This is a genomic window from Streptomyces sp. NPDC026538 (genome assembly GCF_055567535.1).
The window spans coordinates 168,578-191,250 of record NZ_JBVHQG010000015.1; the positions used below are offsets into that span (position 1 = coordinate 168,578).

General features: G+C 70.6%; 18 protein-coding genes, 1 pseudogene and 1 riboswitch. Of the genes and pseudogenes, 7 read left to right on the forward strand and 12 right to left on the reverse strand.

The genetic code is table 11. The features are described from left to right. Positions 1-9: 9 nt before the first annotated feature. A complete protein-coding gene (locus ACZ4N4_RS41650; RefSeq protein WP_467598950.1) occupies positions 10-531 on the reverse strand; it encodes a hypothetical protein in 522 nt (173 codons plus the stop codon). A gap of 344 nt (positions 532-875) precedes the next feature. On the opposite strand from ACZ4N4_RS41650, the gene recQ reads away from it, so the two are divergent. Next, complete coding sequence (recQ, locus tag ACZ4N4_RS41655) at positions 876-2,882, forward strand: DNA helicase RecQ (protein WP_467598953.1); 2,007 nt, start codon at positions 876-878, stop codon at positions 2,880-2,882. Between the two features lie 30 nt (positions 2,883-2,912). Here the strand turns inward: recQ and ACZ4N4_RS41660 are convergent, their stop codons facing one another. The 9 genes from ACZ4N4_RS41660 to fahA form a co-directional block, all read right to left on the reverse strand. Continuing rightward, positions 2,913-5,684: a fumarate reductase/succinate dehydrogenase flavoprotein subunit gene (locus ACZ4N4_RS41660; protein WP_467598956.1), complete on the reverse strand. Its 2,772-nt coding sequence runs from the start codon at positions 5,682-5,684 to the stop codon at positions 2,913-2,915. 11 nt (positions 5,685-5,695) lie between these two features. Next, the gene (locus ACZ4N4_RS41665) at positions 5,696-6,466 is read right to left on the reverse strand and encodes an ABC transporter ATP-binding protein (protein WP_467598959.1); all 771 of its coding nucleotides are present in this window, start codon (positions 6,464-6,466) and stop codon (positions 5,696-5,698) included. Then, on the reverse strand, positions 6,450-7,361 hold the full coding sequence (locus ACZ4N4_RS41670; RefSeq protein WP_467598962.1) for an ABC transporter permease: 912 nt from the start codon (positions 7,359-7,361) through the stop codon (positions 6,450-6,452). Before ACZ4N4_RS41670 ends, ACZ4N4_RS41665 begins: the two co-directional genes overlap by 17 nt. Further along, positions 7,358-8,701, reverse strand: coding sequence for an ABC transporter substrate-binding protein (locus ACZ4N4_RS41675; protein ID WP_467598965.1), 1,344 nt, complete (start codon positions 8,699-8,701; stop codon positions 7,358-7,360). The genes ACZ4N4_RS41670 and ACZ4N4_RS41675 overlap by 4 nt, the downstream gene beginning before the upstream one ends. Before the next feature lie 16 nt (positions 8,702-8,717). Continuing rightward, positions 8,718-8,945, reverse strand: a complete 228-nt coding sequence (locus tag ACZ4N4_RS41680; RefSeq protein WP_010986276.1) for a 4Fe-4S dicluster domain-containing protein — start codon at positions 8,943-8,945, stop codon at positions 8,718-8,720. Positions 8,946-8,979: 34 nt separating this feature from the next. After that, a complete protein-coding gene (locus ACZ4N4_RS41685; RefSeq protein WP_467598968.1) occupies positions 8,980-9,771 on the reverse strand; it encodes a GntR family transcriptional regulator in 792 nt (263 codons plus the stop codon). Positions 9,772-9,985: 214 nt separating this feature from the next. Continuing rightward, positions 9,986-10,744, reverse strand: a complete 759-nt coding sequence (locus tag ACZ4N4_RS41690; protein ID WP_467598970.1) for a tetratricopeptide repeat protein — start codon at positions 10,742-10,744, stop codon at positions 9,986-9,988. A gap of 65 nt (positions 10,745-10,809) precedes the next feature. Beyond that, positions 10,810-11,748, reverse strand: coding sequence for a M56 family metallopeptidase (locus ACZ4N4_RS41695; RefSeq protein WP_467598971.1), 939 nt, complete (start codon positions 11,746-11,748; stop codon positions 10,810-10,812). A 282-nt stretch (positions 11,749-12,030) separates the two neighbouring features. Beyond that, the gene (fahA, locus tag ACZ4N4_RS41700; RefSeq protein ID WP_467599125.1) at positions 12,031-13,248 is read right to left on the reverse strand and encodes a fumarylacetoacetase; all 1,218 of its coding nucleotides are present in this window, start codon (positions 13,246-13,248) and stop codon (positions 12,031-12,033) included. Between the two features lie 275 nt (positions 13,249-13,523). Here fahA and ACZ4N4_RS41705 point away from each other — a divergent pair, with 275 nt between their 5' ends. Continuing rightward, entirely contained in the window at positions 13,524-14,768 is a 1,245-nt protein-coding gene (locus tag ACZ4N4_RS41705; RefSeq protein WP_453574610.1) for a carboxylate--amine ligase, read from the forward strand. Positions 14,769-14,794: 26 nt separating this feature from the next. After that, positions 14,795-15,299 (forward strand): annotated as a pseudogene (locus ACZ4N4_RS41710) (FAD/NAD(P)-binding protein); the annotation flags it as partial. On the opposite strand, the gene ACZ4N4_RS41715 reads toward ACZ4N4_RS41710, so the two are convergent. After that, the gene (locus tag ACZ4N4_RS41715; protein WP_467598973.1) at positions 15,186-15,797 is read right to left on the reverse strand and encodes a hypothetical protein; all 612 of its coding nucleotides are present in this window, start codon (positions 15,795-15,797) and stop codon (positions 15,186-15,188) included. The pseudogene ACZ4N4_RS41710 and the gene ACZ4N4_RS41715 overlap by 114 nt on opposite strands. A gap of 111 nt (positions 15,798-15,908) precedes the next feature. On the opposite strand from ACZ4N4_RS41715, the gene ACZ4N4_RS41720 reads away from it, so the two are divergent. After that, positions 15,909-16,715 carry an HAD family hydrolase gene (locus tag ACZ4N4_RS41720; protein ID WP_453574615.1) on the forward strand — a complete coding sequence of 269 codons (807 nt, stop codon included), beginning with the start codon at positions 15,909-15,911 and terminating at the stop codon, positions 16,713-16,715. Between the two features lie 9 nt (positions 16,716-16,724). Here ACZ4N4_RS41720 and ACZ4N4_RS41725 read toward each other — a convergent pair whose 3' ends face one another. Beyond that, positions 16,725-17,213, reverse strand: a complete 489-nt coding sequence (locus ACZ4N4_RS41725; protein WP_467598977.1) for a transglycosylase SLT domain-containing protein — start codon at positions 17,211-17,213, stop codon at positions 16,725-16,727. 5 nt (positions 17,214-17,218) lie between these two features. Next, positions 17,219-17,414: riboswitch (cyclic di-AMP (ydaO/yuaA leader) on the reverse strand. A gap of 1,599 nt (positions 17,415-19,013) precedes the next feature. On the opposite strand from ACZ4N4_RS41725, the gene ACZ4N4_RS41730 reads away from it, so the two are divergent. From ACZ4N4_RS41730 to ACZ4N4_RS41740, 3 genes are all read left to right on the forward strand, one after another. Then, positions 19,014-20,021, forward strand: coding sequence for a polyprenyl synthetase family protein (locus ACZ4N4_RS41730; RefSeq protein WP_467598980.1), 1,008 nt, complete (start codon positions 19,014-19,016; stop codon positions 20,019-20,021). Positions 20,022-20,191: 170 nt separating this feature from the next. Next, positions 20,192-21,145, forward strand: coding sequence for a CHRD domain-containing protein (locus tag ACZ4N4_RS41735; protein WP_467598983.1), 954 nt, complete (start codon positions 20,192-20,194; stop codon positions 21,143-21,145). A gap of 257 nt (positions 21,146-21,402) precedes the next feature. Beyond that, positions 21,403-22,641, forward strand: coding sequence for a LolA family protein (locus tag ACZ4N4_RS41740; protein ID WP_467598986.1), 1,239 nt, complete (start codon positions 21,403-21,405; stop codon positions 22,639-22,641). Positions 22,642-22,673 lie beyond the last annotated feature (32 nt).

Here is a 22,673-nt window from a genome sequence, read left to right on the forward strand (position 1 = left end):
CGGTCGTGGCTACGGGCAGGTCACCGTCGGGTTCCACGGCGCGAACAGACCGTTCGGATTGTCCTTCCAGATCCAGGCGTGCAGCGTGTACACGGAACCCACCCCGTCGAGGGTCGCCGGCCCCTGGAAGGTCTGCCCGAACAGCGTCGGCGCGGTGGCAGTGGTGTCGGCGCGGACGATCCACTCCACCCCGACCAGGGCACGGCCGCCGTTGCCGTCGGTCTCGTAGAGGAGACCCGCGGGCTCGGCCGGGTCGAGGCTGCCGACATGGGAGGGGTTCACGTAGTGGTAGCCCGCGCCTGCCCTGCCGGTCCCGGTGTCCTGGGCGCACTCGCCGACGGGCCGGTACCCGTCCGTGACCGCGAAGGGCTCGTACTGGTAGTCCGTGGTCGCCGTGTACGTCGGGGTCAGATCCGTCCACATGAACGGGTCGGCCTCGGGGACGGGAGCCGCGTCGGCGGGAACCGCGGCCAGAGCGAACGGCACGGCCAGCGCCAGAACGGCGCCGGCGGTGCGGGACCTGAGAGACATCCTGATGCTCCTTGGGGCGGAAGAGGCACGCGAGTGCGGCGCCTCCGTACAGTGCGGGCCTCCCCGGTCCCGCCCGTGCAGCATGGCCCGCGCCGCTTCCGGGCCGCCACGCGAGGACGGCCAAAGGACTGAACGGCCCAAGGACTGAGGACACCGCCGGACGGGGGACCCCGCCCCGCGCCCCTCCCCGTGCCCCTCCGGCTTCCGTCCCCGTGCCGCTCTCTCGGACGGCGGGCCTGTGGATAACTCCGGCGCTGTCGGTCCGTGCCCCTATCGTGGAGGCAGTGGTCGAGGGACGACGTACGGGGGACACGACGATGGGTGGGACGGGCGGAACCGACGAGATGCCAGGGACGACCGAGCCGCCGGGGACGCGGCAGACGCCCGGACCGGCGGACAGCGAGGCACTGGCCACGCTGCACAGGGTTTTCGGGTACGACGCCTTCCGGGGCGAGCAGGAAGCGATCATCGAGCATGTGGTGGCCGGCGGAGACGCCGTCGTCCTCATGCCCACCGGCGGCGGAAAGTCGCTGTGCTACCAGATCCCCGCCCTGGTCAGACCCGGTACGGGCATCGTGATCTCACCGCTCATCGCCCTCATGCAGGACCAGGTGGACGCCCTGCGCGCCCTCGGTGTGAACGCCGGGTTCGTCAACTCCACCCAGGACTTCGACGAGCGGCGTGTGGTCGAGGCTCAGTTCCTCGCCGGTGAGCTCGACCTTCTCTACCTCGCGCCGGAGCGGCTGCGCCTGGACTCCACGCTGGACCTGCTGGCTCGCGGCAAGATCGCCGTCTTCGCGATCGACGAGGCACACTGCGTCTCCCAGTGGGGCCACGACTTCCGCCCCGACTATCTGGCCCTCTCCCTCCTCGGCGAGCGCTGGCCGGACGTCCCGCGCATCGCCCTCACGGCGACCGCCACCCACGCGACCCACGAGGAGATCACCCAGCGGCTGCACATGCCGGCCGCCCGGCACTTCGTGGCCAGCTTCGACCGGCCCAACATCCAGTACCGGATCGTCCCCAAGGCCGACCCCAAGAAGCAGCTGCTCACCTTCCTCCGGCAGGAACACGAAGGCGACGCGGGCATCGTCTACTGCCTCTCCCGCAAGTCGGTCGAATCCACGGCGGAATTCCTGTCCCGCAACGGCATCGAGGCCGTCCCCTACCACGCCGGCCTGGACGCGGGCACCCGCGCGGCCCACCAGTCCCGCTTCCTGCGCGAGGACGGCCTGGTCGTGGTCGCCACCATCGCCTTCGGCATGGGCATCGACAAACCCGACGTCCGGTTCGTCGCCCACCTCGACCTGCCCAAGTCCGTCGAGGGCTACTACCAGGAGACCGGCCGCGGCGGCCGCGACGGCCTGCCCTCCACCGCCTGGATGGCCTACGGCCTCAACGACGTCATACAGCAGCGCAAACTCATCCAGTCCGGCGAGGGCGACGAGGCGTTCCGGCGCCGCGCCCAGGCCCACCTCGACTCGATGCTCGCCCTGTGCGAGACCGCCCAGTGCCGCCGCGGACAACTTCTCAACTACTTCGGCCAGGACCCCGCCCTGGCCGGCTGCGGCAACTGCGACACCTGCCTCACGCCGCCGGAGACCTGGGACGGCACCGTCGCCGCCCAGAAGGTCCTCTCCACGGTGGTACGACTGCAGCGCGAACGCGGGCAGAAGTTCGGCGCCGTCCAGATCGTCGACATCCTGCTCGGCAAGCGCACCGCCAAGGTCATCCAGTTCGACCACGACCAGCTGTCCGTCTTCGGTATCGGCACCGACCTCGACGAGGGCGAATGGCGGGGCGTCGTCCGGCAGCTGCTCGCCCAGGGGCTGCTGGCCGTCGAGGGCGAGTACGGCACGCTCGTGCTCACCGAGGCCAGCGGGACGGTACTGCGGCGCGAGCGCGAGGTCCCGCTCCGCAAGGAGGCTAAGAAACCTGTGGTCTCCCGGTCCTCGGGGACATCCGGGTCCTCCGGGGCGTCCGGTAAGGGCAAGGCGAAGGCGGCCGTCGCAGAGCTGCCCGAGGAGCTGCTCCCGGCGTTCGAGGCACTGCGCGCCTGGCGTGCCGAACAGGCCCGCGAACAGGGCGTACCGGCGTACGTGATCTTCCACGACGCCACGCTCCGGGAGATCGTCGGCCGATGGCCCGAGTCGGTCGCCGAACTGGCCACCGTCGGCGGCATCGGCGAGAAGAAGCTCATGACCTACGGGGAGGGCGTGCTCGGGGTGCTGGCGTCCCTGAAGACACCGTCCTCCTCGTCCCCTGCCCCGGCCCCCGACGCGGCGGGAGGCGGGGACGAGGACCACTGGCCCGAGATGGATGCCGAGCCGGAGCCGGAGGACTGGATATAGCCCGATCCGGCCGCGGGGCGGGGGCCCTGCTCAGAGCCCCCGCGCCGCATACGCCCTGACGTCCGCGTCCGAGTCCGCCGTCGCCGTGGCCAGCGCCGCGCGGGCCTCCTCGACACCGGTGTGCCGGGTCAGTGCGAGGACGGCCGCCTTGCGGACGTCGGCGTTCGGATCGGCGAGCGACTTGGCGAGGGCCGGCACCGCCACGGTGGCACCCGCCGCACCCAGCGCCCTGGCGGCACCGACCCGCACCTGCCAGGCCGGGTCGGCCAGCGCGGCCACGGCGCTCCCGGCCGGCGACGGCGGGCAGCCGACGTCGGCCAGCGCCTCGTAGGCAGCGCCGCGGACGAGAACATCGGGGTCACCCGTGAGGGTGGTGAGGGCCTCCAGGACACCGTCCTCCTGATCGGCGGCGCGCGAGGCCCCCACCGTTCCGAGGGCCTTCGCCACCGTCACCCGTACCTCCCGGGACGGATCCGCGACCGCGTCGGCCAGGAGCTCGGCGGCGTCCACCGAGACCAGCGCCCGCACCGCCGCGATCCGCACCGCCGGATCGGCGTCGGGCAGAGCGGAAGCGAACAGACCGGCGTCGCCCAGGCGCAGCGCCCGCAGCAGATCCAGTGCAGCGGCCCGGACGACCGGATCGGCCACGGCGAGCGCCCCGGCGAGGGCGTCCCGCAGCGCCGGCTCGGGCGGAAACGTCTCGACCAGCTCGCGCAACGAGGCAGCGGCGGCCGCACGCACCCCGGCATCGGGATCGGCCAGCACACCGGCCAGCGCCCGCCCGGTGCCCGCCGGTGCCGTCTCCGTCAGCACCGACACGGCGGTACGCCGGACCGAGGGATCGAGATCCAGCAAGTAGGGCTCAAGAGCAGCTAGTTCGGGCTCCTCCTCGGCGAGGGCGAGGAGCTCCAGTAGGCGGGGCGAGGCCGACTCGGCCCGGTCGGGCACCACGGGCCGCGCGGCAGCGGCCGCCACCGGCCCCGTGGCCACCGGCGGCACATCACGGCCGCCCGCCGTCGCCACGTCCAGCGGACGCACCTCGCCGATGTGCCGGGACGGACCGCCGACCGGGGTGAACTCCTCGACCGGCACCAGATACGGAGCCACGGGACGAGCCGTGAACTCCATCGCACCAGAGGGGGACTTGTGCAGATCGAGATGGTGGAACCAGGAGGCGTCGTCACGCTCGGGGTGATCGAGCCGGTCGTGGTAGAGACCCCAGCGGGACTCCGTACGGGCCAGGGAGGCACGGGCGGCCATCTCCGCGCAGTCGCGGATGAAACTCACCTCGGCGCAGCGCATCAGCTCGTGCGCGGTGCGGGCGCCCAGGCCGGCGATGTCGTCCCGCATCCGCTCGAAGGACTCCAGAGCGAGGGAGAGTCGGGCCCCGGACTTCGGCGGAGCCACGTAGTCGTTGACGAAGCGGCGCAGCTTGTACTCGACCTGGGGCTGCGGCGGGCCGTCCGGGTTGCGCAGCGGACGGTAGATCAACTCGTGCGCCTCACGCACCTGCTCGGACGGCAACTCCCCCTCGTACGCCGTGTACTGGGCGGCGTCCGCGCCCGCCAGGTCCCCGAAGACGAACGCGCCGATCATGTAGTTGTGCGGGACGCAGGCCAGGTCACCGGCGGCGTACAGCCCAGGGACGGTCGTACGGGCGTGGTCGTCGACCCGGACCCCGGAGGCGGAGTGCCCGCCGCACAGGCCGATCTCGGAGATGTGCATCTCGACGTCATGGGTCCGGTAGTCGTGCCCCCGCCCGGCGTGGAAGGTGCCACGGGTGGGCCGCTCGGTGGAGTGCAGGATGGACTCCAGAGCGGAGACCGACTCCTCGGGGAGATGGCTCAGCTTCAGGTAGACCGGACCGCGGTCGGAGGCGACCTCGGCGGCGAACTCGGCCATCATCTGCCCCGACCAGTAGTCGGAGTCGACGAACCGCTCACCGTGCCGGTTGACCTGGTAGCCGCCGAACGGATTGGCGACGTACGCACAGGCAGGCCCGTTGTAGTCCTTGATCAGGGGATTGATCTGGAAGCACTCGATGCCGGTCAGCTCGGCACCGGCGTGGTAGGCCATGGCGTAACCGTCACCGGCGTTGGTCGGATTCTCGTACGTCCCGTACAGGTAGCCGGAAGCGGGCAGCCCCAGCCGCCCGGCCGCACCGGTCGCCAGAACCACCGCACCCGCGCGGACGGTCACGAACGCGCCGGTGCGCGTGTTGAATCCCACCGCACCCACCGCGCGCCCCTGCGCCGTCAGCACGCGCACCGGCATCACCCGGTTCTCGATACGGATCCGCTCCCGCATCTCACGACGCCGCAACTGCCGGTACAGGACCTTCTTGACATCCTTGCCTTCCGGCATCGGCAGTACGTACGAACCGGAGCGATGCACCTGGCGGACCGCGTACGCGCCATGCTCGTCCTTCTCGAACTTGACCCCGTACGACTCCAGGCGCTGGACCATGGCAAAACCACGCGTCGCCGTCTGCCGGACCGTGGACTGGTCGACGATCCCGTCGTTGGCGCGGGTGATCTCGGCGACGTAGTCGTCGGGCTCGGCACGCCCCGGGACGACCGCGTTGTTGACACCGTCCATCCCCATGGCGAGCGCACCGGAGTGCCGGACATGGGCCTTCTCCAGAAGCAGCACCCTCGCACCGCGCTCGGCGGCGGTCAGAGCGGCCATGGTGCCGGCGGTGCCACCGCCGACGACGAGAACGTCACAGATCAGTTCCTCGGCGTCGGTGACGGCGGGAATCTCCAGGGGAACGGGCGCGGGGGCGTTCGCGGGGATGGTCACCGGGGTGCCTTTCAGATGCCGAGCGAGGAGAGGACAGCGCGGCGCAGGGCCACGCGAGCCGGGTCGTCCAGGGCGCCCCGGTCACGGGGACGCGGAACGTCCCGTACGGAGGCCACACGGCCGGCCGCGAGCAGAGCGACCCGGTCGCCGAGGAAGAGCGCCTCGTCCACGTCGTGGGTGACGAAGACGACGGTCGCACCGGTACCGCCCAACACGTCCACCAGCAGGTCCTGCATGCCGGAACGGGTCTGGGCGTCGAGCGCGCCGAACGGCTCGTCCATGAGCACGGCCCGGGGCGAGCCGGCCAGCGCCCGCGCCAGCTGCGCCCGCTGGCGCTGCCCACCGGACACCCGGTGCGGCAACTGCCCCGCCTGCGCGGCCAGCCCGACCCGGGCCAGCCAGGACCCGGCCAGCGAGCGGCGCTCGGAACGCGTAACCCCCTTGATGGCGAGCGGCAGTTCGACGTTGCCTCGCAACGTGCGCCAGGGCAGCAGCGCATCCTCCTGGAAGACCAGCGCCCGGTCGGCCGACGGCCCCGTCAACGGTTCGCCGTCCTGCTCGACCGTCCCAACCAGCGGCGGCAGCAGCCCGGCGAACGTCCGCAGCAGCGTCGACTTGCCGCATCCCGACGGCCCCACGACAGTGAGGATCTCGCCGGGACGGACATCCAGCGCGACATCGTGCAGCACCGGGGCGCCCGGACGGCCGAGCACGGCCGCGCCCAGGGCGAGCCGGGCGCCCCGTGCGAGCGCCGGAGCGGCGACCTCAGACGAAGTGCTCATCGCGCGCCTCCTGGTCGGTGTCGCTGCGGCCCTGCTGCTGGGCATCGGCCTGCTTCTGGGACTCGCCGTCGGCCGCCCCTGCGACCGGGGCGGCGACGGCGGCCACCGGAGTGCGGGGCCGGCCGCCGGGGACGTACGACGTACGGGGCAGCCAGCGGGTCAGACGCCGGCCGAGGAGCTCGACGGCCGTGGAGGTGACCCAGCCGAGCACACCGATCGTGACCATCCCGACGAACACACCGGGGTAGTTGACGATCGTGTAGTCCTGCCAGGTGCGGTACCCGACGCCGTACTGCCCGGAGATCATCTCGGCGGAGATCACACAGATCCACGAGACACCGATACCGACCGACAGACCACCGAAAATGCCGGGCAGCGCACCCGGCAGCACCACCGAAGCCAGGATCCGCCACCGGCCACCGCCCATGGTTTGCACCGCCTCCTCCCACACGGGAGTGAGGGCACGCACCGCGTGCCGGGTGGAGACCATGACGGGGAAGAAGGCGGCGGTGCAGGTGATGAAGACGATGCCCTGCTCATCGGAGGGGAACAGGAGGATCGCGACGGGCACGAGAGCGATCGCCGGGATCGGGCGGATCACCTCCAGGACCGGGCCGAGCAGATCCTCGGCGAGGCGCGAGCGGGCCACGAGCACACCCGTCGCCACCCCCAGGACGGCCGCCAGCACGAAACCGGTGAGGATCCGGGTGAGGCTGTCGGTGAGGTCCGTCCAGTAGTCACCGCCGCAGATCCGGTCGGCGAAGGCATGAGCGATGTCGGTGGCCGTCGGGAACTGCGAGAAACGCAGCCATAGATCGACCTTGAGGCTGGTCAGCAACTGCCACACCCCGAGGGCGGCGGCCAGCGACGCCACCCGCAGGACATACCGGTTCATGACGCCCGCCGCAGCGCGTCGGCATAGCTGACGACCGCGGCGCCGCCGTGTGCGTCGACATACGCCTGCGCGGTCGCCCGGGTCACGAACGGCAGCACCTGTTCTCCGTCGGCCACCCACACCGCCTTGTCGGCGAACCAGAGAGTGCCGGTGGTGGCGTCGGGTACGTAAGCGGCGCGAATGCCGTCGCTGTGCTCGGCGACGTACGCGAGCAACTTCTTGGGGGAGTCGAAGCTCGTCGTCTTCTCGCTTCCCTTGGCCCACACCTCGCTGGCGGACGCCGCCGGAGCGGCGGCGAGCCGCTTGGCGTAGTCGGAGCTGCCGACGGCCTTCTTCAGGTACTGGTCGTCGACGAACGAGTCCACGTCCACGTCACCGGTCAGCTCGGCGGCCTTGAGGACCGACACGTCCTGTTTCAACGCGGCGACGAGCGAGGGTTTGATGGCCGGGTCGAAGGTGGCGATGCCGTGCGCGCCGTTGTAGAGGTAGACGACTTCGGCAGGCAGATCGGTCGCATCGGCGACCTTCTCGGCTGCGGTCACCGGATGGGCGTCGAGGTAGTCGGTGGCCTCCGCCTGGGCTTTGAGGAACGCCTCCAGGACGGCGGGCCGCTGCTTGGCGAAGTCTTCACGAGCGGTGACGCCATGGAAGGTGGGGAGGTTCAGCTGGGCGCCGTCGTACAGCGCCTTCGCCTTGCCCTGGTAGGCGAGCAGACCCGGCCACGCCACGAACTGCGACAGCGCGTCCACGCTGCCCGCCGCCAGGGCCGAAGCGCCCACCGCGGGCTGCTGGTTGAGTTCGGAGATGCCTTTGTCCGGGTCGATGCCGGCGCGTTGGAGGGCGCGGACGAGGGTGCCGTCGGCGGCGGAGCCGATGCTCGTCGAGACCTTCTTGCCCTTCAGGTCCGTCAGCGAGGTGAGCTTGGAGTCGGGTGCGGTGACCACGGTGTTGAGGCCGCCGCGGAGGTTGTAGCCGGTGACGGAGACCAGCCGCGTGGGCTGCCCGAGCTGTTTGCCGCGGGCCGCGTTGAGCAGCAGCGGAAAGTCGCCCATGGAGCCGATGTCGATCTTCCCGGCCGTCATCTGCGCGGTGATCGGTGCGCCCGTGGCGTAGTCCTGCCAGTCGACCTTGTAGGTGTGGCCGTCATGGAGGGCGTTGAGCTGCTGCTCGAAGTAGCCGAGAGAACGCAGCAGGGTGCCCGCAGTGACGGTGTTGATGGTCTTGGACTGGTAGCCGACGGTGATGGTGACTGTCTTGCTGTCGCCCGCCACGGCGCTGCCGCCGCAGGCGGACAGGGGCAGCAGCAGGAGGGCTGCGGATGCGATCGCTTTGCGTTTCATGGGAGTTGTGGGCCTCTCACCGGAGCAGATAGGGCATGTTGACCGTCACGGCTCCGGTGGGGCAGCGGGCCGCGCACGGGCCGCAGTACCAGCACTCGTCGACATGCATGTAGGCCTTGCCGTTGCTCTCGTCGATGGCGAGGGAGTCCAGCGGGCACATGTCCACACAGAGCGTGCAGCCGTCGATGCACTTGGACTCGTCGATGGTCACGGGCACGTCGGCCCGCTGGGGCGCCAAGGGCATGGCTGTCTCCAGGAAACGGGTCAAGCGGAGGAGGTCAGAGGGAGCGGCGCAGGAGGCCGCTCATGGTGATGCGGTCGCCGCGGAAGCGGATGAACTCCAGGTCGACGGGCCGCCCGTCGGCGAGGTGCGTGAGTCGTTCCAGCATCAGGACGGCCGCTCCGCGCGGGGCCTGGAGTACGGCGGCGGAGTGTGCGTCCGCGTTCACCGCCTCCAGGGTGATCTCGGCGTGGCCCAGGGGCTGTCCGGTGATCGACTCCAGGAGCCTGAAGACGTCGTTGTTCTCCAGGTCGGCACCGAGGAGCGCGGTGCCGATGTCGAGGGGGATGTAGGTGAGGTCGAGGGAGAGCGGGAGGCCGTTCAGCCGACGCAGGCGTTCGATGTAGAGGACGTCAGCACCGGGCGGCACGCGGAGGCGTTCGGCGACGGGGGCGGGTGCCGGGGCGGGGCCCATGGTGCGGACCTCGTTGGTGACCTGGCCGTGTTCGCGGAGGGTTTCCGCGAGGCCCATCAGACGGTCGAGCCCGTGCGGGTATTTCCGGGCGACGACCACGGTGCCCACCCCGGGGAGCCGATCCACCAGGCCTTCCGCCCGCAGCAGGTCCAGGGCTTGGCGGACGGTGTTGCGGGTGGCGCTGTAGTCGGTGGCGAGAATGGTCTCGTGGGGGAGGCTGTCGTCCGGGAAGGCGTCGGCGAGGATCTGGTGACGCAGAAGGTCGGCGAGCTGCCGGGCCTGGTCCGCACGCAGCCGGCGACGCGTCCGGTGGGCGGCGACCGTGGTGGCGGCGCCCTGACCGGCGTGGTCTCGGATGCGGTCGGTGGGTGGCATGGCTCGAACCATACTCATGAGGTAGGGAATGGGGTGTTGCCGGATTGTTGCGCCACCTGAGAGCTCATCGGGCAAGCCGCTGACCTGGCAATTCGAGGTGGTGTGACGAAGATCTGCCACCAGGGTGCGGGTCTGTTCGCCCGCGCACCCCGGGGCCGTCGCGAGGGCAGATCTTGAACACTCGGGCAACGAGGACCACCCCGCCGTCAGACGGTCAGGCCTGGACCGTCGTGCGGGCCTGCTCGATCCACCCCGTCACGGCTTTGGCGCCGCAGCTCTCGGCGACCGCCTGCGCCTCGTCGAGGTGGTGGAGCGCGACCGATCTGTTCCCCGTCTCGGCCGCGAGGTAGGCCAGGGCCACCAAGCCGGCCGCTTCCCCGGGCCTGAATCCGATCTCCCGGCGCAGCGACACCGACTCGGTCAACCGTTCACGCGCCTGGTCGAGGTCGCCCGCGTCCTTGTCGGCGAAGCCGAGGTGGCGTATCGCGTAGGACATCGTCATCCGGTCGTCGACGGATTTCGCCAATGTGTACGACCGCTCGAAGTACGGTCTGCCGGTCGCGCCGTCGCCTTTCACCACCTGGTGCCAGCAGCCGATCCAGAACAGCGCGTCCGCCTCACCCGACGCGTTACCCAGCCGCTGGTACAGCTCGGCCGCCCGCTCGAACAGCACCAGTTCCTGGGTGTTCTCCTCACGGTCGTTCAGGAAGCGCACGTGCAGCACCTTGCCCCGCGCCATGGACAGTGGCGCCTCGACGGCGTCCAGCACGCCGTCGGACCGGTCCAATGCGGATGTGTCGCCGACGAACATCGCCGCTTCGAAAAGCTCTCCCGCATGCGCGACCCAGTCCTGCCCTTGCGTGTCCTGCATGGCCTGCCCCTCCCCGTCGGACGATGGCAGTGCTGAGGCTATCTGCGCCCCCCTGGCAGCCGCCGAGGATTTCGCGGGCAGGGAGTGCTCAAGCCCGCCCATGACCGCGCGCAGGTCGTCCCTTGCGCTGCCCGGCCGTCGTCGGACTTCCAGCCGTGACGGAAGCCCTACCCGAGCGCCGTCAGACCCGGTGCGAACGTGATCAGCAGCGGCAGCAGGGGTACCAGTGCGGCCACCGTCGTCGTCAGGGCCCGCTGACGGCGCAGCAGCCGTGGCGGTGGTTCCAGGAGCCGGTCGACCCGCTCGCCGAGCAGCCGGCGGCTGGACGCGCAGGACAGGACCCCGCGGTGCTGGTTCAGTTCGATCAGGGCCAGCGCGGTCGTGAGGTGGCCGCAGCGGCGGGACGCCGCGTCGTCGGCCGCGAGTTCGACGAGCCGGTGGGTCTGGTCGCAGAAGTGGGAGAACAGCGGCACGCGCGGGAAGCCCGTGGCCAGCGCACTGGACAGGTAGAGCAGCCAGTCGTGGTGGGCGCGCGCGTGGCCCCGCTCATGGGTGAGTACGGCGTCGAGCTGGTGGTCGGTGAGACGGTGCAGCGCCCCGGTGGTCACGACCAGCTGCGGTGGATGCCCGGGCATCCACCAGGCGTCCGGGTATTCGTCCTCCAGCACCAGCATCGGCCCGCGTGCCGCAGGCAGCCCCGCCGGCAGTTCCGGTGCCCGTTCGCGCAGGTGTGCGCGGGTCTGGCCGCGGCGCCGCCGGGCCTCGACCAGCTCGCGGGCGAGCATCGCCGTCGTCCAGGCGGCCCCGCACGCGAGCAGCACCGTGAGCGCGACCGCCCACAAGGGCGCGACGGAGAGGTCGTACGCCGCGGTGACCGCCGGTGGCGCCAGCGCGAACACCCGGTCGCGCACGGTGTGGAAGACGGCCGCCGCGCCCAGGACGAGCGCGGCCAGGCAGCACATCAGCACGGTGGCGACCAGGCACTGCCACACCCACAGCGCGACCACCGGCTCCCGCTCGGGCCACAGGGCCTGTACCAGCGCGCGGGGCGCGGGCACCGCGGCCGTCAGGGCGACGACGCTCAGCAGGAGCAGGCAGACGGTCATGCCAAGGCTCCGTTTCCCGATCGGAGGGGTGTGCGGGTGGCGGGTGGTGCGGGGGTGATGCGCCGTTGCGCGACAGAGTGCGTACGCCGGCGCATCACGTGACACGTGCGCCGTCGCCTCGCATGGTGCGCGTGCGGGCGCATCGCATGGTGCGTGTCCCGTCAGTATGACGGGACAGCGTGCCCCGAGTCAGGCACCGACGAGGATCCGGGTGCCCTCCTCACCAAACCCCGGCGGGCTGGGCCCCCATATGCCCGCGAGCGCCCCCGGCCGGACCGTCCCTCACCCCGCCACGATCCGCCCGCTGACCTCCCCGAGTCCCACCCGGCTCCCGCCCGGCCCCGGCGCCCACGCGGACAGCGTCACCACGTCGCCGTCCTCCAGGTACGTCCGCTTGCCGTCCGGGAGTTCGAGCGGCTCCCGCCCGTTCCAGGTGAGCTCCAGCAGTGACCCGCGCTCCCCGGGTTCCGTACCGCTCACCGTGCCGGAGCCGTACAGGTCGCCGGTACGCAGTGAGGCGCCGTTGACGGTCAGGTGGGCGAGCTGCTGTGCGGCGGTCCAGTACATGGTGGAGAACGGCGGCTCGGACACCACGTAACCGTTGATCGCGATCGACATCCGCAGGTCGTAACCCGCGGGCTCCTCGGCGGCGTCGTCGAGGTACGGCAGCAGCGGGTGCGTCCGCCGGGGCGGGGCGACCCGTGCGTCCTCCAGGGCGTCCAGCGGGGTGATCCACGCCGAGACCGAGGTGGCGAAGGACTTGCCGAGGAACGGGCCGAGCGGGACGTACTCCCAGGCCTGGATGTCGCGCGCCGACCAGTCGTTCAGGAGGGTGAGCCCGAACACGTGCTCCCGGTAGTCGCCCAGCGCCACCGGCCGCCCCTGCTGTGACGGTGCGCCGACGACGAAGCCGACCTCGGCTTCGATGTCCAGCCGGACCGACGGGCCGAACACCGGCGCCTCCGAGGGGTCCGATGACGCCTTGCGCTGGCCCGACGGCCGTACGACATCGGTTCCCGACACCACGACCGTGCCCGCGCGGCCGTGGTAACCGATCGGCAGGTGCTTCCAGTTGGGGGTGAGCGGTTCGGCGGCGTCGGGGCGGAAGATGCGCCCGGCGTTCCGGGCGTGGTTCTCCGAGGCGTAGAAGTCGACGTAGTCGGCGACCTCGAAGGGCAGGTGCAGGGCCACCGCGGACAGTGGGTGGAGGAGGGGTTCGAGCACCTCGCGGTGTGCGGGCACGGTCACCCAGGCGGTCAGGGCGCGCCGTACGTCCGACCAGGTGGTGCGGCCCGCGGCCAGCAGCGGGTTGAGGGTCGGGCGGGCCAGCAGCGAGGCGTAGGGGGAGCCGAGCGCGAGAGCCGCGGCACCGGCGTCGAGAACGTGGTCGCCGAGGCGGACGCCAACCCTCCGTTCCGTGCTCTCGGGGGTCGAGAACACGCCATACGGAAGATTGTGCGGGCCGAAGGGGTCACCCTCGGGGACCTCGAAGGGGGGCAAGGGGGGCATGGGGTGGCTGCCTCGCTCTCATCCGTGCCGCGCCGGGCCGACTATGTGGTGACGTCGCTCTGGCGTTGCGCGGCATTCCATGTGGTCGCGCCACACGTTACGGGTGAGTTGGCTGTCGTGGCAGTGTCTAAAGAGTTCGCAATGTCCGAATAAGCCTTGTCGGAGGTGGCAATTCCGGCTTAGCGTCCTTTGGGGGACACGGACGGGGTGGGTCCGGTCCGTAGGGGGGACGCGTGGGGGGACCCGTGGCCAGGAGTGCCGTCAGCATGCCGTTCGATGCGGATCGCGACGTGCCAGGCCTGATCGTCAAGTTCGGCGACTATCCGCTGCATCACGGCGGGGTCGGCGCGATTCGCAGTCTGGGCCGCTGGGGCGTTCCCATGTACGCGATCACGGAGGACGCCTACACGCCGGCGGCCTCCTCCCGTTATCTCAAACGCGCGTTCGTGTGGCCGACGACAGGCGCGGAGGAACCGGATCATCTGGTCGAGGGACTGCTGCGTATCGGCCGCCGCATCGGCCGTCCGACCGTGTTGATCCCCACCGACGAGGAGGCCGCCGTCCTGATCGCCGAGCACCAGGACGCGCTCGGCGACCGTTTCCTCTTCCCGCGCGTGGAGGCCTCGCTGCCGCGCCGGCTCGCCAGCAAGCAGGGGCTGCACGAACTGTGCGTGGAACACGGCATCCCCAGTCCGGCGGCCGCCTTTCCGGAGTCGTACGACGACATCGTCGACTTCGCCGAGAAGGCCGGCTTCCCGATCGTCGCCAAGAACCGCGAGGCGTTCGTCCGGCGCAGTCAGCCCGCCGTCAACGGCACGACGAAGATCGCCACTCGCGAGGGACTGCTCACTCTCGCGCGTGACTGGGGCACCCATCCGGGTGTCATCCTCCAGGAGTACCTCCCGAGGGAGGAAGCCGAGGACTGGATCGTGCACGCCTACTTCGACGCCGACTCGAACCCGCGTGCCCTGTTCACCGGCGTCAAGGTGCGCTCGTGGCCGCCGCACGCGGGCATGACGGCGAACGCGTACGTCGTCGACAATCCGGAACTCGCCGATCTCGCCGCGCGTTTCATCAAACAGATCGGCTTCAGCGGCATCATCGACCTCGACCTGCGCTTCGACCGCCGCGACGGGCGGTACAAGCTGCTCGACTTCAACCCGCGCATGGGCGCCCAGTTCCGGCTCTTCGAGAGCGAGTCGGGGGTGGACGTGGTCCGCGCCATGCACCTGGATCTGACCGGGCGCCGCGTTCCGGAGGGGGAACAGCGCGCCGGCCACCGGTACGTCGTGGAGAACATCGACCTGCCCGCCCTCCTCGCCTACCGCCGCAGCGGCTATACGACGCCGCACGCGCCCGAGCGGCCGAGCGGGACCGAGCTCGCCTGGCTCGCGGGTGACGACCCGCTGCCGTTCGTCACGATGCTCGCCCGCTTCGTGCGTCCGGGCGCGAAGCACCTCTATCAGCTGTGGCGCACCAGCCGCCGCGGCTCCAGCACCTCCACGAAGTAGGCGCCACCTTCCTGGGGAGGGACTTCGTGATCCAACCGGTAGCAGTCATAGGCGCCGGGCCCTTCGGCCTGTCCACCGCCGCCCACCTGCGGGCACGCGGCATCCCCGTCCGGGTCTTCGGCGACCTCATGGTCAGCTGGCGCGACCACATGCCCGAGGGCATGCTCCTGAAGTCGACACCCGCCGCCTCCAACTTCGACTGCTCGCAGCGCGGGCACACCCTCGCCGACTACTGCGACGCGGCGGGCCTGCGCAGGCTGGTGACCGACGAGGACGTCATCCCGGTGGGGACCTTCGTCGGCTACGGCGAGTGGTTCCAGCAGAAGCTGGTGCCCGAGCTGGAACGGGTACGGGTGGTCTCCGTGGACCGCGGCAAGGCGGACGGCTTTGAACTGAAGCTCGACTCGGGGGAGTTGTTCACGGCCCGAGCGGTCGTCGTCGCCACCGGGCTGTCGGGGCTCGCCCACCTCCCCGCGGAGCTCGTGGGAGCGGCGGCGGACGGGCCCACGGGATCCGTCTCGCACAGCTCGGCCGGCCGAGGACCTTCTCGATGCGGCCGTCGGCATGCAGGTCCCGCGCCAGCCGTATGCACGCGTCGGCGAAGTGCCGCCCCAACAGGTCGCACCTCGCGTCCAGTTCGGCGTCATCGCCGTCCCCGTCGAACCAGAGTCCGAGACGCCGGACCTCGTCGGTGTACAGCGCGCCACCGACCGGGTCCTCGGGACAGTTGCCGAGTGTCTCGAAGCCGTCGAGGAGCCGGCACGCGTAGTTCCAGCGCGCCTCGCCCGGGTCCGTCGGGTTCCGTTCGGCCGCGTACTGGCTCTCGGTGTTGTAGCCGATCGCCACGTACGGTCTGCGGTCGTCCTCCTCGACCCGCCAGATGCGGAACGACAGCGCGTAGATCTCCGGCCGCGGCTCCCGCCGGAACCGTTCCAGCACCCCGGTCGCCGCCTCCAGCAGATGTGCCCGGAAGTCCCCCGGCCCGTCCGTCACCACACCCGCCCCCGTCCGATCGGTGGCTCGATCCACCGCCAACGTAACGCGCCCCACTGACAACGCCCCATCACCGGGACGGCGGGCGCCACTTGAGGCCGAAACGCACAGTGAGTCTCAGGGGCGTGCTGTCCGTATTCTCTGATCATGGTCGCACCCACCCCGTACGCACTGATCGCCACCGACCTGGACGGCACGCTGCTGCGCGCCGACGACACCCTCTCGGAACGGTCGCTCGCCGCGCTCGCGCGGGCCGGCCGGGCCGGCGCCCGGCATCTCGTGGTGACCGGTCGCCCCGCGCCGAGAGTGCGCCCCCTCCTGGACGACCTCGGCTGCACGGGACTCGCGGTCTGCGGCCAGGGCGCCCAGGTGTACGACGCCGGCGCGGAGCGGCTGCTGTGGTCGGTCACCCTGGACCGGGAGCTGGCGGAGACCGCCCTCGGCAAGATCGAGGCCGAGGTCGGGCAGGTGTACGCGGCGGTCGACCAGGACGGCGTGGACGGGCTCACGCTCATCGAGCCGGGCTACCTGATGCCCCACCCCACGCTGCCCGCGCTGCGCGTCGACCGGCGCGACGACCTGTGGTGCGCGCCCATCAGCAAGGTGCTGCTGCGCCACCACACCCTGTCCGACGACGAGCTGGCGGCGACCGCGCGCGCGGTGGTGGGGTCGCTGGCGACGGTCACCATGTCGGGGCCGGGGACCGTCGAGCTCCAGCCGTGCGGGGTGACCAAGGCGACCGGGCTGGCGCTGGCCGCCGGCCATCTGGGGCTGAGCCCCGAACAGGCCGTCGCCTTCGGAGACATGCCCAACGACATCCCCATGTTCGACTGGGCGTCCTGCGGGGTGGCCATGGCCAACGCCCATCCTGAACTCAAGGCGGTGGCCGACGAGATCACCTTGTCGAACGAGGACGACGGCATCGCCGTCGTCCTCGAGAGACTCTTCGGCTGACGGCGCCGGTCAGTACGCGCCGTGCACGTTGTCCATCGAGCCGTACCGCGCGGCGGCGTAGTTGCAGGCGGCGGTGATGTTCGCGACCGGGTCGTAGATGTCGAACGACGTCCCGTCCACGTGGTAGGTCTTGAACGTCGGGTCGATCACCTGGAGCAGGCCCTTGGAGGGGATGCCGGCGGCCGCGTTGGAGTCCCAGAGGTTGATGGCCTGCGGGTTGCCGGAGGACTCACGCATCACGTTGCGGTAGATGCCGTTGTAGCTGCCCGGGATGTGCTTCTCGGCCATGATCGCGAGCGACTCGCGGATCCAGCCGTCGAGGTTGTTCGGGTACCCCGCGAGCGTCGTGGAGGCCGTCGAGCTGGTGGAAGTGGCGGCGGAGGCGGCGGTCGCCCCGATGAGCGGCAGGGCGAGAACGGCGGCGCCGGTACCGAGGACGGCGAGCGTGCGAACGATGCGGTTACGGCGGGGACGGCGGTGCTGAACGGCAGCAGACATCTCGTGGTTCCTCTCCGTCGCCTGCGGGGTGAGCTGTCGGGTTCGGGCCCGGGGAGTGCCCGGCCGCACCGCCCTGAGGCGAGGCGACTTCACCCCTAGCCGTTCCGGTACGACGTCGGTCGGCGACGTCGGTCGCCCGGTCCGGCGACTTACCTGGTTCCCCCGCTCCTGCCGTGCGAATGGACTCGTTGATGGGTCACGACGGGCGGTGGCAGGATTCGGCGTCCGCCCGGCGAGCCGGAACGTATGCGAGAGCACATGTCCGGAACAAGTGCCTGATTCACACAACACACCGATTGACCTTGATCTGCGTCGTATGGGGTGCTTGATCCTTTGCGACTGCCAAGTCTCAACTCGCCCACGGGGGAAGGGGAGGAAGGGTCGCCTTACCGCCCCTGTGGCACCCAGGGCCACGTGACCTACTTCACGAAACGGCAATTACGGCGAATCGGACAAGAAGGATGTACGGAATCCGTTTTTCCGGGCATCGACGGAAAAGCCCCTCGCTGCCATTCGTGCGGATTGCCCTGATTGGGGCGAATGAAGTGGCGTGCATCACAGGCAATTCCGAGGATTGTCCGAATTGCGTTATTGGGCGGAATTCCGGCTCGGCGTGGGTGCACGGACGGGTCTGGCCGGGGGCGGGGCGACGGTGGGTCCGTTCACCCGGTTCATCTGTTCATCCGGTCGTGTACGCGTCCGGTCTCGCCCCCGTGAACTCCGTACGGTCCGGGTACGCGCGCGGGTGCGTGTGGCCCGGAGCGCGCGCGTCCCGCTGATCGGGTGTTGCGGGAAGGCCGGCACTCGGCGGCTCTGTCCCGCCCGGGTGGCTCTGAAGGCGGCCGGTCGGCCCAATGCCTCGGAGCGCGCCAGGAGTTCGAACGCGACGGCTGTGCATGATTCCGGTCACGTCGCGGGCGGCGTCGACGGGCTCGCCGACCCGGCTGCGGCAGGCGGCCGTCCACGCGCGCGTGTCCTCCGTGAGGGCGGAACCTCCGCCGTGCCGCGCGTCGTTGTCATGGCGGCGGTCCCTGGCTGGCGGGCCGCGGCGTCCGCCTTGAGCGGCTGGGGTACGAGAGTCGCCGTCCGGAGGGAGACGGAGCTGTCCCGGGGGCATCGACCGCGGGAGACGCCGACTCGCCGACGCCTCCGTCGCGCCGGGGGTGTGCCGTCGGAAGGCCGGCGGTCGCGGGTGCGCCCGGACCATCGGTCGGGGGATGTCCGTGGCTCAAGTGGAGAACGGGTGGTGCCGGTGGGGAAGGTGTTCGAGGGAACGTCCGTGGGCGGACGTCCTTCCGTGGCGGCCACGCGTGCGTGGGGCGACGTGAGGGCCGCGAAGGGGATACGGAGGTTCTCGTGCGTGATCTCGTAAGGGGCGGGCGTACGGGTGCGGATCTGGACGGATTGCTCCCGTCGGCTTTGGCGGACAGTGGAGGGGGTACCTCCGGGCAGGTGACGTCGGCCGGAGAAGGGGTGGTCGTCCGTGGTCGGGGATCTGTCGGGCGGGCCCGTGCCGGACCCGGTGGCGTCGCTGGTCCGGGGCGAGGTTCGCGCTCCGGTCCGGGACACGGCCTACGCCCCGGTTCGGGACAAGCATCGGTACTTCCTGTTAAGTCATTGGATGTCAGGTCGTATCGGCTGATCAAAAACATACCGGTCGTGATCCCATAGCGCCCGGGGTGTAACGGTGGGCGCCCTCGGTGATCGAAACCTGACCGGATACGCTGACTTGAGTGATGGCAGCGACCTATCGACAAACCGTGTAATCGCCAGTGGACACCAGCAGACAGGAGACCCCTCGTGACCGTCGGGCCGTTCGGGCTGAGCGTGCGGGACCAGGCTCTCGAAGCCGATGTCCAGGCCGGATTGACGGCTGTCGAGGAGGGCTTGCTAGAAGCCACCAAAAGTGAGGTCCCGTTCATCACGGAAGCCGCGCAGCACCTCGTGCGGGCCGGCGGGAAGCGGTTCCGGCCGCTGCTGGTGATGCTGGCTGCGCAGTTCGGTGACCCGTACGCGCCGGGCGTCGTGCCGTCGGCGGTGGTCGTCGAGCTGACCCACCTCGCCACGCTGTACCACGACGACGTCATGGACGAGGCGGCCGTGCGCCGCGGTGTCGACAGCGCCAATACCCGCTGGGGCAACTCGGTCGCCGTCCTCACCGGTGACTTCCTCTTCGCCCGTGCCTCGCAGATCCTCGCCGATCTCGGACCCGAGGCGGTGCGGGTCCAGGCCCTCGCGTTCGAGCGGTTGGTGACGGGCCAGATCCTGGAGACGGCGGGGCCGTCGGACGGGCGTGACCCGGTCGACCACTACCTCGACGTGCTCGGCGGCAAGACCGGCTCGCTGGTGGCGGTCTCCTGCCGCTTCGGCGCGATGATGTCCGGCGCCGACGAGACGGTCGTGGACGTCCTCACCCAGTACGGCGAACGCCTCGGTGTCGCCTTCCAGCTCGCCGACGACGTGCTGGACATCGCCTCCGACTCCCACGAGTCCGGCAAGACCCCGGGGACCGACCTCCGCGAGGGCGTGCCCACGCTTCCGGTGCTGCGGCTGCGGGAGCGGGCGGCGCGGCTGGGCCTGGCCGAGGACATCGCGCTGTGCGAGCTGCTGGACTCCGACCTCACGGACGACGCGCGGCACGCGGAGGCCCTGAGGGCCCTGCGGGCGCACCCGGCGCTGGAACAGGCGCGCCGGGACACGGTCCGGTACGCGGAGGAGGCCCGGGCCGCCCTGGCCCCGCTGGCGGAATGTGACGCGAAGGTGGCGCTCCTGGAGCTGTGCGACGCGGTGGTGCACCGGGCGGGATAGCCCCCCCGGTCGCTCCGTCGGCCCGGTTCCTCAAGGGGGTGAGCCCACGGGCTCACCCCTGTGTCGTACATCACATTGCTGGACTGAGTCCAATCTAGGATGCGTTCCGTACCTCTCCCCAGAAGCTGACGCAGGGGGCGTCGGCTTGCATAGGGGGAGAAAACGGAATCATGGTCAACAACGCGAAGCGCCGCAAGACCCTCGTCGCCGCCGCCGTCACCGTGACCGCTCTCGGGGGTGCCGCCGTCCCGGCGTCCGCGGCCACCAGCCACGGCTCCACCGGCCTCAGCTCCATCAGTCACAGCTCCACCGGCTCTGTCGTTCTCGTCGCCGCCCTGCGCGGTGCCAACGAGGTGCCCGTCGCCGGTGGGCCCGCCGTCGGGGACAAGGACGGCGCGGCGCTGGAGTTCATCCAGGTCAAGGGGGACAGGGTGACCGTCGCCGTGACCTGGCGCGGCACTGGCAGGCCGACCGACCTGCACATCCACCAGGGCGCCAAGGGCACCAACGGCGGGGTGAAGATCGACTTCGGGAAGCTGCTGAAGAAGGCCAGGGGCCACAGCGTCACCGGCAGCGTCAAGGTCACCGACAAGTCCCTGCTCAAGCAGCTCACCACCGACCCCGGCGGCTTCTACGCCAATCTGCACACCGCCCAGTTCCCGGGCGGGGCGATTCGCGGCCAGCTGCACACCGTCACCACCGTCACCGACCTCAGGGGCGGCGGCCTCCAGGCCTCCGTCGTCACCGGCCAGCAGATCTACGAGTGCAAGGCCGCTGACGGCGGCGGCTACGCCTTCGCCCAGCGGGACGTCAGCGCCAAGCTCGGAGGCGGCATCCGGCACTCCTTCGTCGCCCCCGGCTCCGGCACCCCGCAGTGGGTCGCGCCCGACGGCAGTGCAGTCACCGGAGCGGTCCTGACCAAGACGCCGAACGGCGCCGGCAACATCCCCGAGCTGGACCTCAAGGCCACGCAGTCGGGCAAGAAGCACGGCCTGCTCGCGCACACCGGGGAGATCCTGCGCCTGAACACCGTCGGCGGCGTCGCCCCGGCCGGCTCCTGCACCCCGGGTGCCGTCGTCGGCGTCCCCTACCGGGCGGACTACGTGTTCGTGCAGCAGCACTGAGCGAACGGAGCGTGACAGACAGTGACAGGAGGCGCCTTCGCCGCACGACCCCTACGGGTCGGGGGAGGCGCCTCCACCCTTGTGTCATACCGCAGGCGTACACGGAGTTGGCTCCCGGGTCTGACGCTTGAGAGGCCCGGATTTGGTGAGATGGAAACCACGGAAATCACCACCACTCACCGATTCGGGTGAGAATGGCGGCTCAGGGTGGGACACGTGCGAGCACAGCCGCCGCCGACGACGGAGGTAAGGCACACATGGCACCGTACGAAACCGAGGACAGCACGGGGGCCGCGCAGGCCGACGACGAGCTGCGCGCCGAGCGGCGGCGCAAGGCCGCACGATACGTCGTCCCGGTCGCGGTCATGGGAGTGGCCGCGGCCACGATCGGCCTGGTCCCGGCACTCGCCGACTCCGGCGACCCCGACCTGCCGAAGATCACCGCTCAGGAACTCATCGACAAGATCGCCAAGTCGGACGTGCAGCAGCTGTCCGGCACCGTGAAGATCAGCACCGACCTCGGCCTGCCCGACCTCGGCGGTCTGGAGAGCGGCCTGATGTCCGGCGCGGCGCAGGGCGGCGACGGCTCGTCCGCCGACCCGTCGACCAAGCTCACCGAGCTGGCCTCCGGCACCCACACGCTGCGCGTGGCCGCCGACGGCCCCGAGAAGCAGAAGGTGTCGCTGCTGGAGAGCGGCGCCGAGTACAGCCTCATCCACAACGGCACCGACGTGTGGGGCTACGACAGCAAGTCCAACGAGGTCTACCACTCCACCGCCGCCGACTCCGGCAAGGCCGAACAGCACGAAACCCCGGCCACGCCCAAGGACTTCGCCGACGAGGTCCTCAAGTCGGTCGACGACACCACGTCGGTGAAGGTCGACGGCACCGCCCAGGTCGCCGGCCGCGACGCCTACCGGCTGGTCATCAAGCCCAAGCAGTCCGGTACGACGGTCGGCGCGATCAGTATCGCGGTGGACGCCAAGACCGGTACCCCGCTGAAGTTCACGCTGACCCCGTCGAGCGGCGGCGCGGCCGTGGTCGACGCCGGCTACACCCAGGTCAGCTTCGCCAAGCCGGCCGCCTCGACCTTCGACTTCACCCCGCCCAAGGGTGCCAAGGTCACCGAGGGCGACAGCCTCGACAAGACGAACAAGGCAGAGAAGGGCGACAAGGGCCACAAGATCACCAAGGCGCCCGGCCAGAGCACCCCCGAGGAGCTCGGCAAGAACGGCTTCGACGTCCTCGGCAAGGGCTGGAACTCCATAGCCGTCATCGACACCGGCGACAAGGGCGGGCTGCCCAGCGGCTCCGCTTCCGGCGGCGGCGACCTGGGCGGCTTCCTCGGCTCGCTCGGCGACCCGGTCTCCGGCAAGTTCGGCAAGGGCACGGTCTTCTCCACCCGGCTGATCAACGCCCTGATCACGGACAACGGCAAGGTGTACGTCGGCGCGGTGGACAAGGCGGCGCTGGTGAAGGCGGCGAACGCGGGCTAACAAGGGCGGGACGGGTGCCCCGTATCCCTGCC

Coding starts and splice junctions, on each gene's coding strand:
- ACZ4N4_RS41650 (WP_467598950.1), bottom strand. CDS start 531: ATGTCTCTCAGGTCCCGCACCGCCGGCGCCGTTCTGGCGCTGGCCGTG.
- recQ (WP_467598953.1), top strand. CDS start 876: ATGCCAGGGACGACCGAGCCGCCGGGGACGCGGCAGACGCCCGGACCG.
- ACZ4N4_RS41665 (WP_467598959.1), bottom strand. CDS start 6,466: ATGAGCACTTCGTCTGAGGTCGCCGCTCCGGCGCTCGCACGGGGCGCC.
- ACZ4N4_RS41670 (WP_467598962.1), bottom strand. CDS start 7,361: ATGAACCGGTATGTCCTGCGGGTGGCGTCGCTGGCCGCCGCCCTCGGG.
- ACZ4N4_RS41675 (WP_467598965.1), bottom strand. CDS start 8,701: ATGAAACGCAAAGCGATCGCATCCGCAGCCCTCCTGCTGCTGCCCCTG.
- ACZ4N4_RS41680 (WP_010986276.1), bottom strand. CDS start 8,945: ATGCCCTTGGCGCCCCAGCGGGCCGACGTGCCCGTGACCATCGACGAG.
- ACZ4N4_RS41685 (WP_467598968.1), bottom strand. CDS start 9,771: ATGCCACCCACCGACCGCATCCGAGACCACGCCGGTCAGGGCGCCGCC.
- ACZ4N4_RS41690 (WP_467598970.1), bottom strand. CDS start 10,744: ATGGGCGGGCTTGAGCACTCCCTGCCCGCGAAATCCTCGGCGGCTGCC.
- ACZ4N4_RS41695 (WP_467598971.1), bottom strand. CDS start 11,748: ATGACCGTCTGCCTGCTCCTGCTGAGCGTCGTCGCCCTGACGGCCGCG.
- ACZ4N4_RS41705 (WP_453574610.1), top strand. CDS start 13,524: ATGCCGTTCGATGCGGATCGCGACGTGCCAGGCCTGATCGTCAAGTTC.
- ACZ4N4_RS41720 (WP_453574615.1), top strand. CDS start 15,909: ATGGTCGCACCCACCCCGTACGCACTGATCGCCACCGACCTGGACGGC.
- ACZ4N4_RS41725 (WP_467598977.1), bottom strand. CDS start 17,213: ATGTCTGCTGCCGTTCAGCACCGCCGTCCCCGCCGTAACCGCATCGTT.
- ACZ4N4_RS41735 (WP_467598983.1), top strand. CDS start 20,192: ATGGTCAACAACGCGAAGCGCCGCAAGACCCTCGTCGCCGCCGCCGTC.
- ACZ4N4_RS41740 (WP_467598986.1), top strand. CDS start 21,403: ATGGCACCGTACGAAACCGAGGACAGCACGGGGGCCGCGCAGGCCGAC.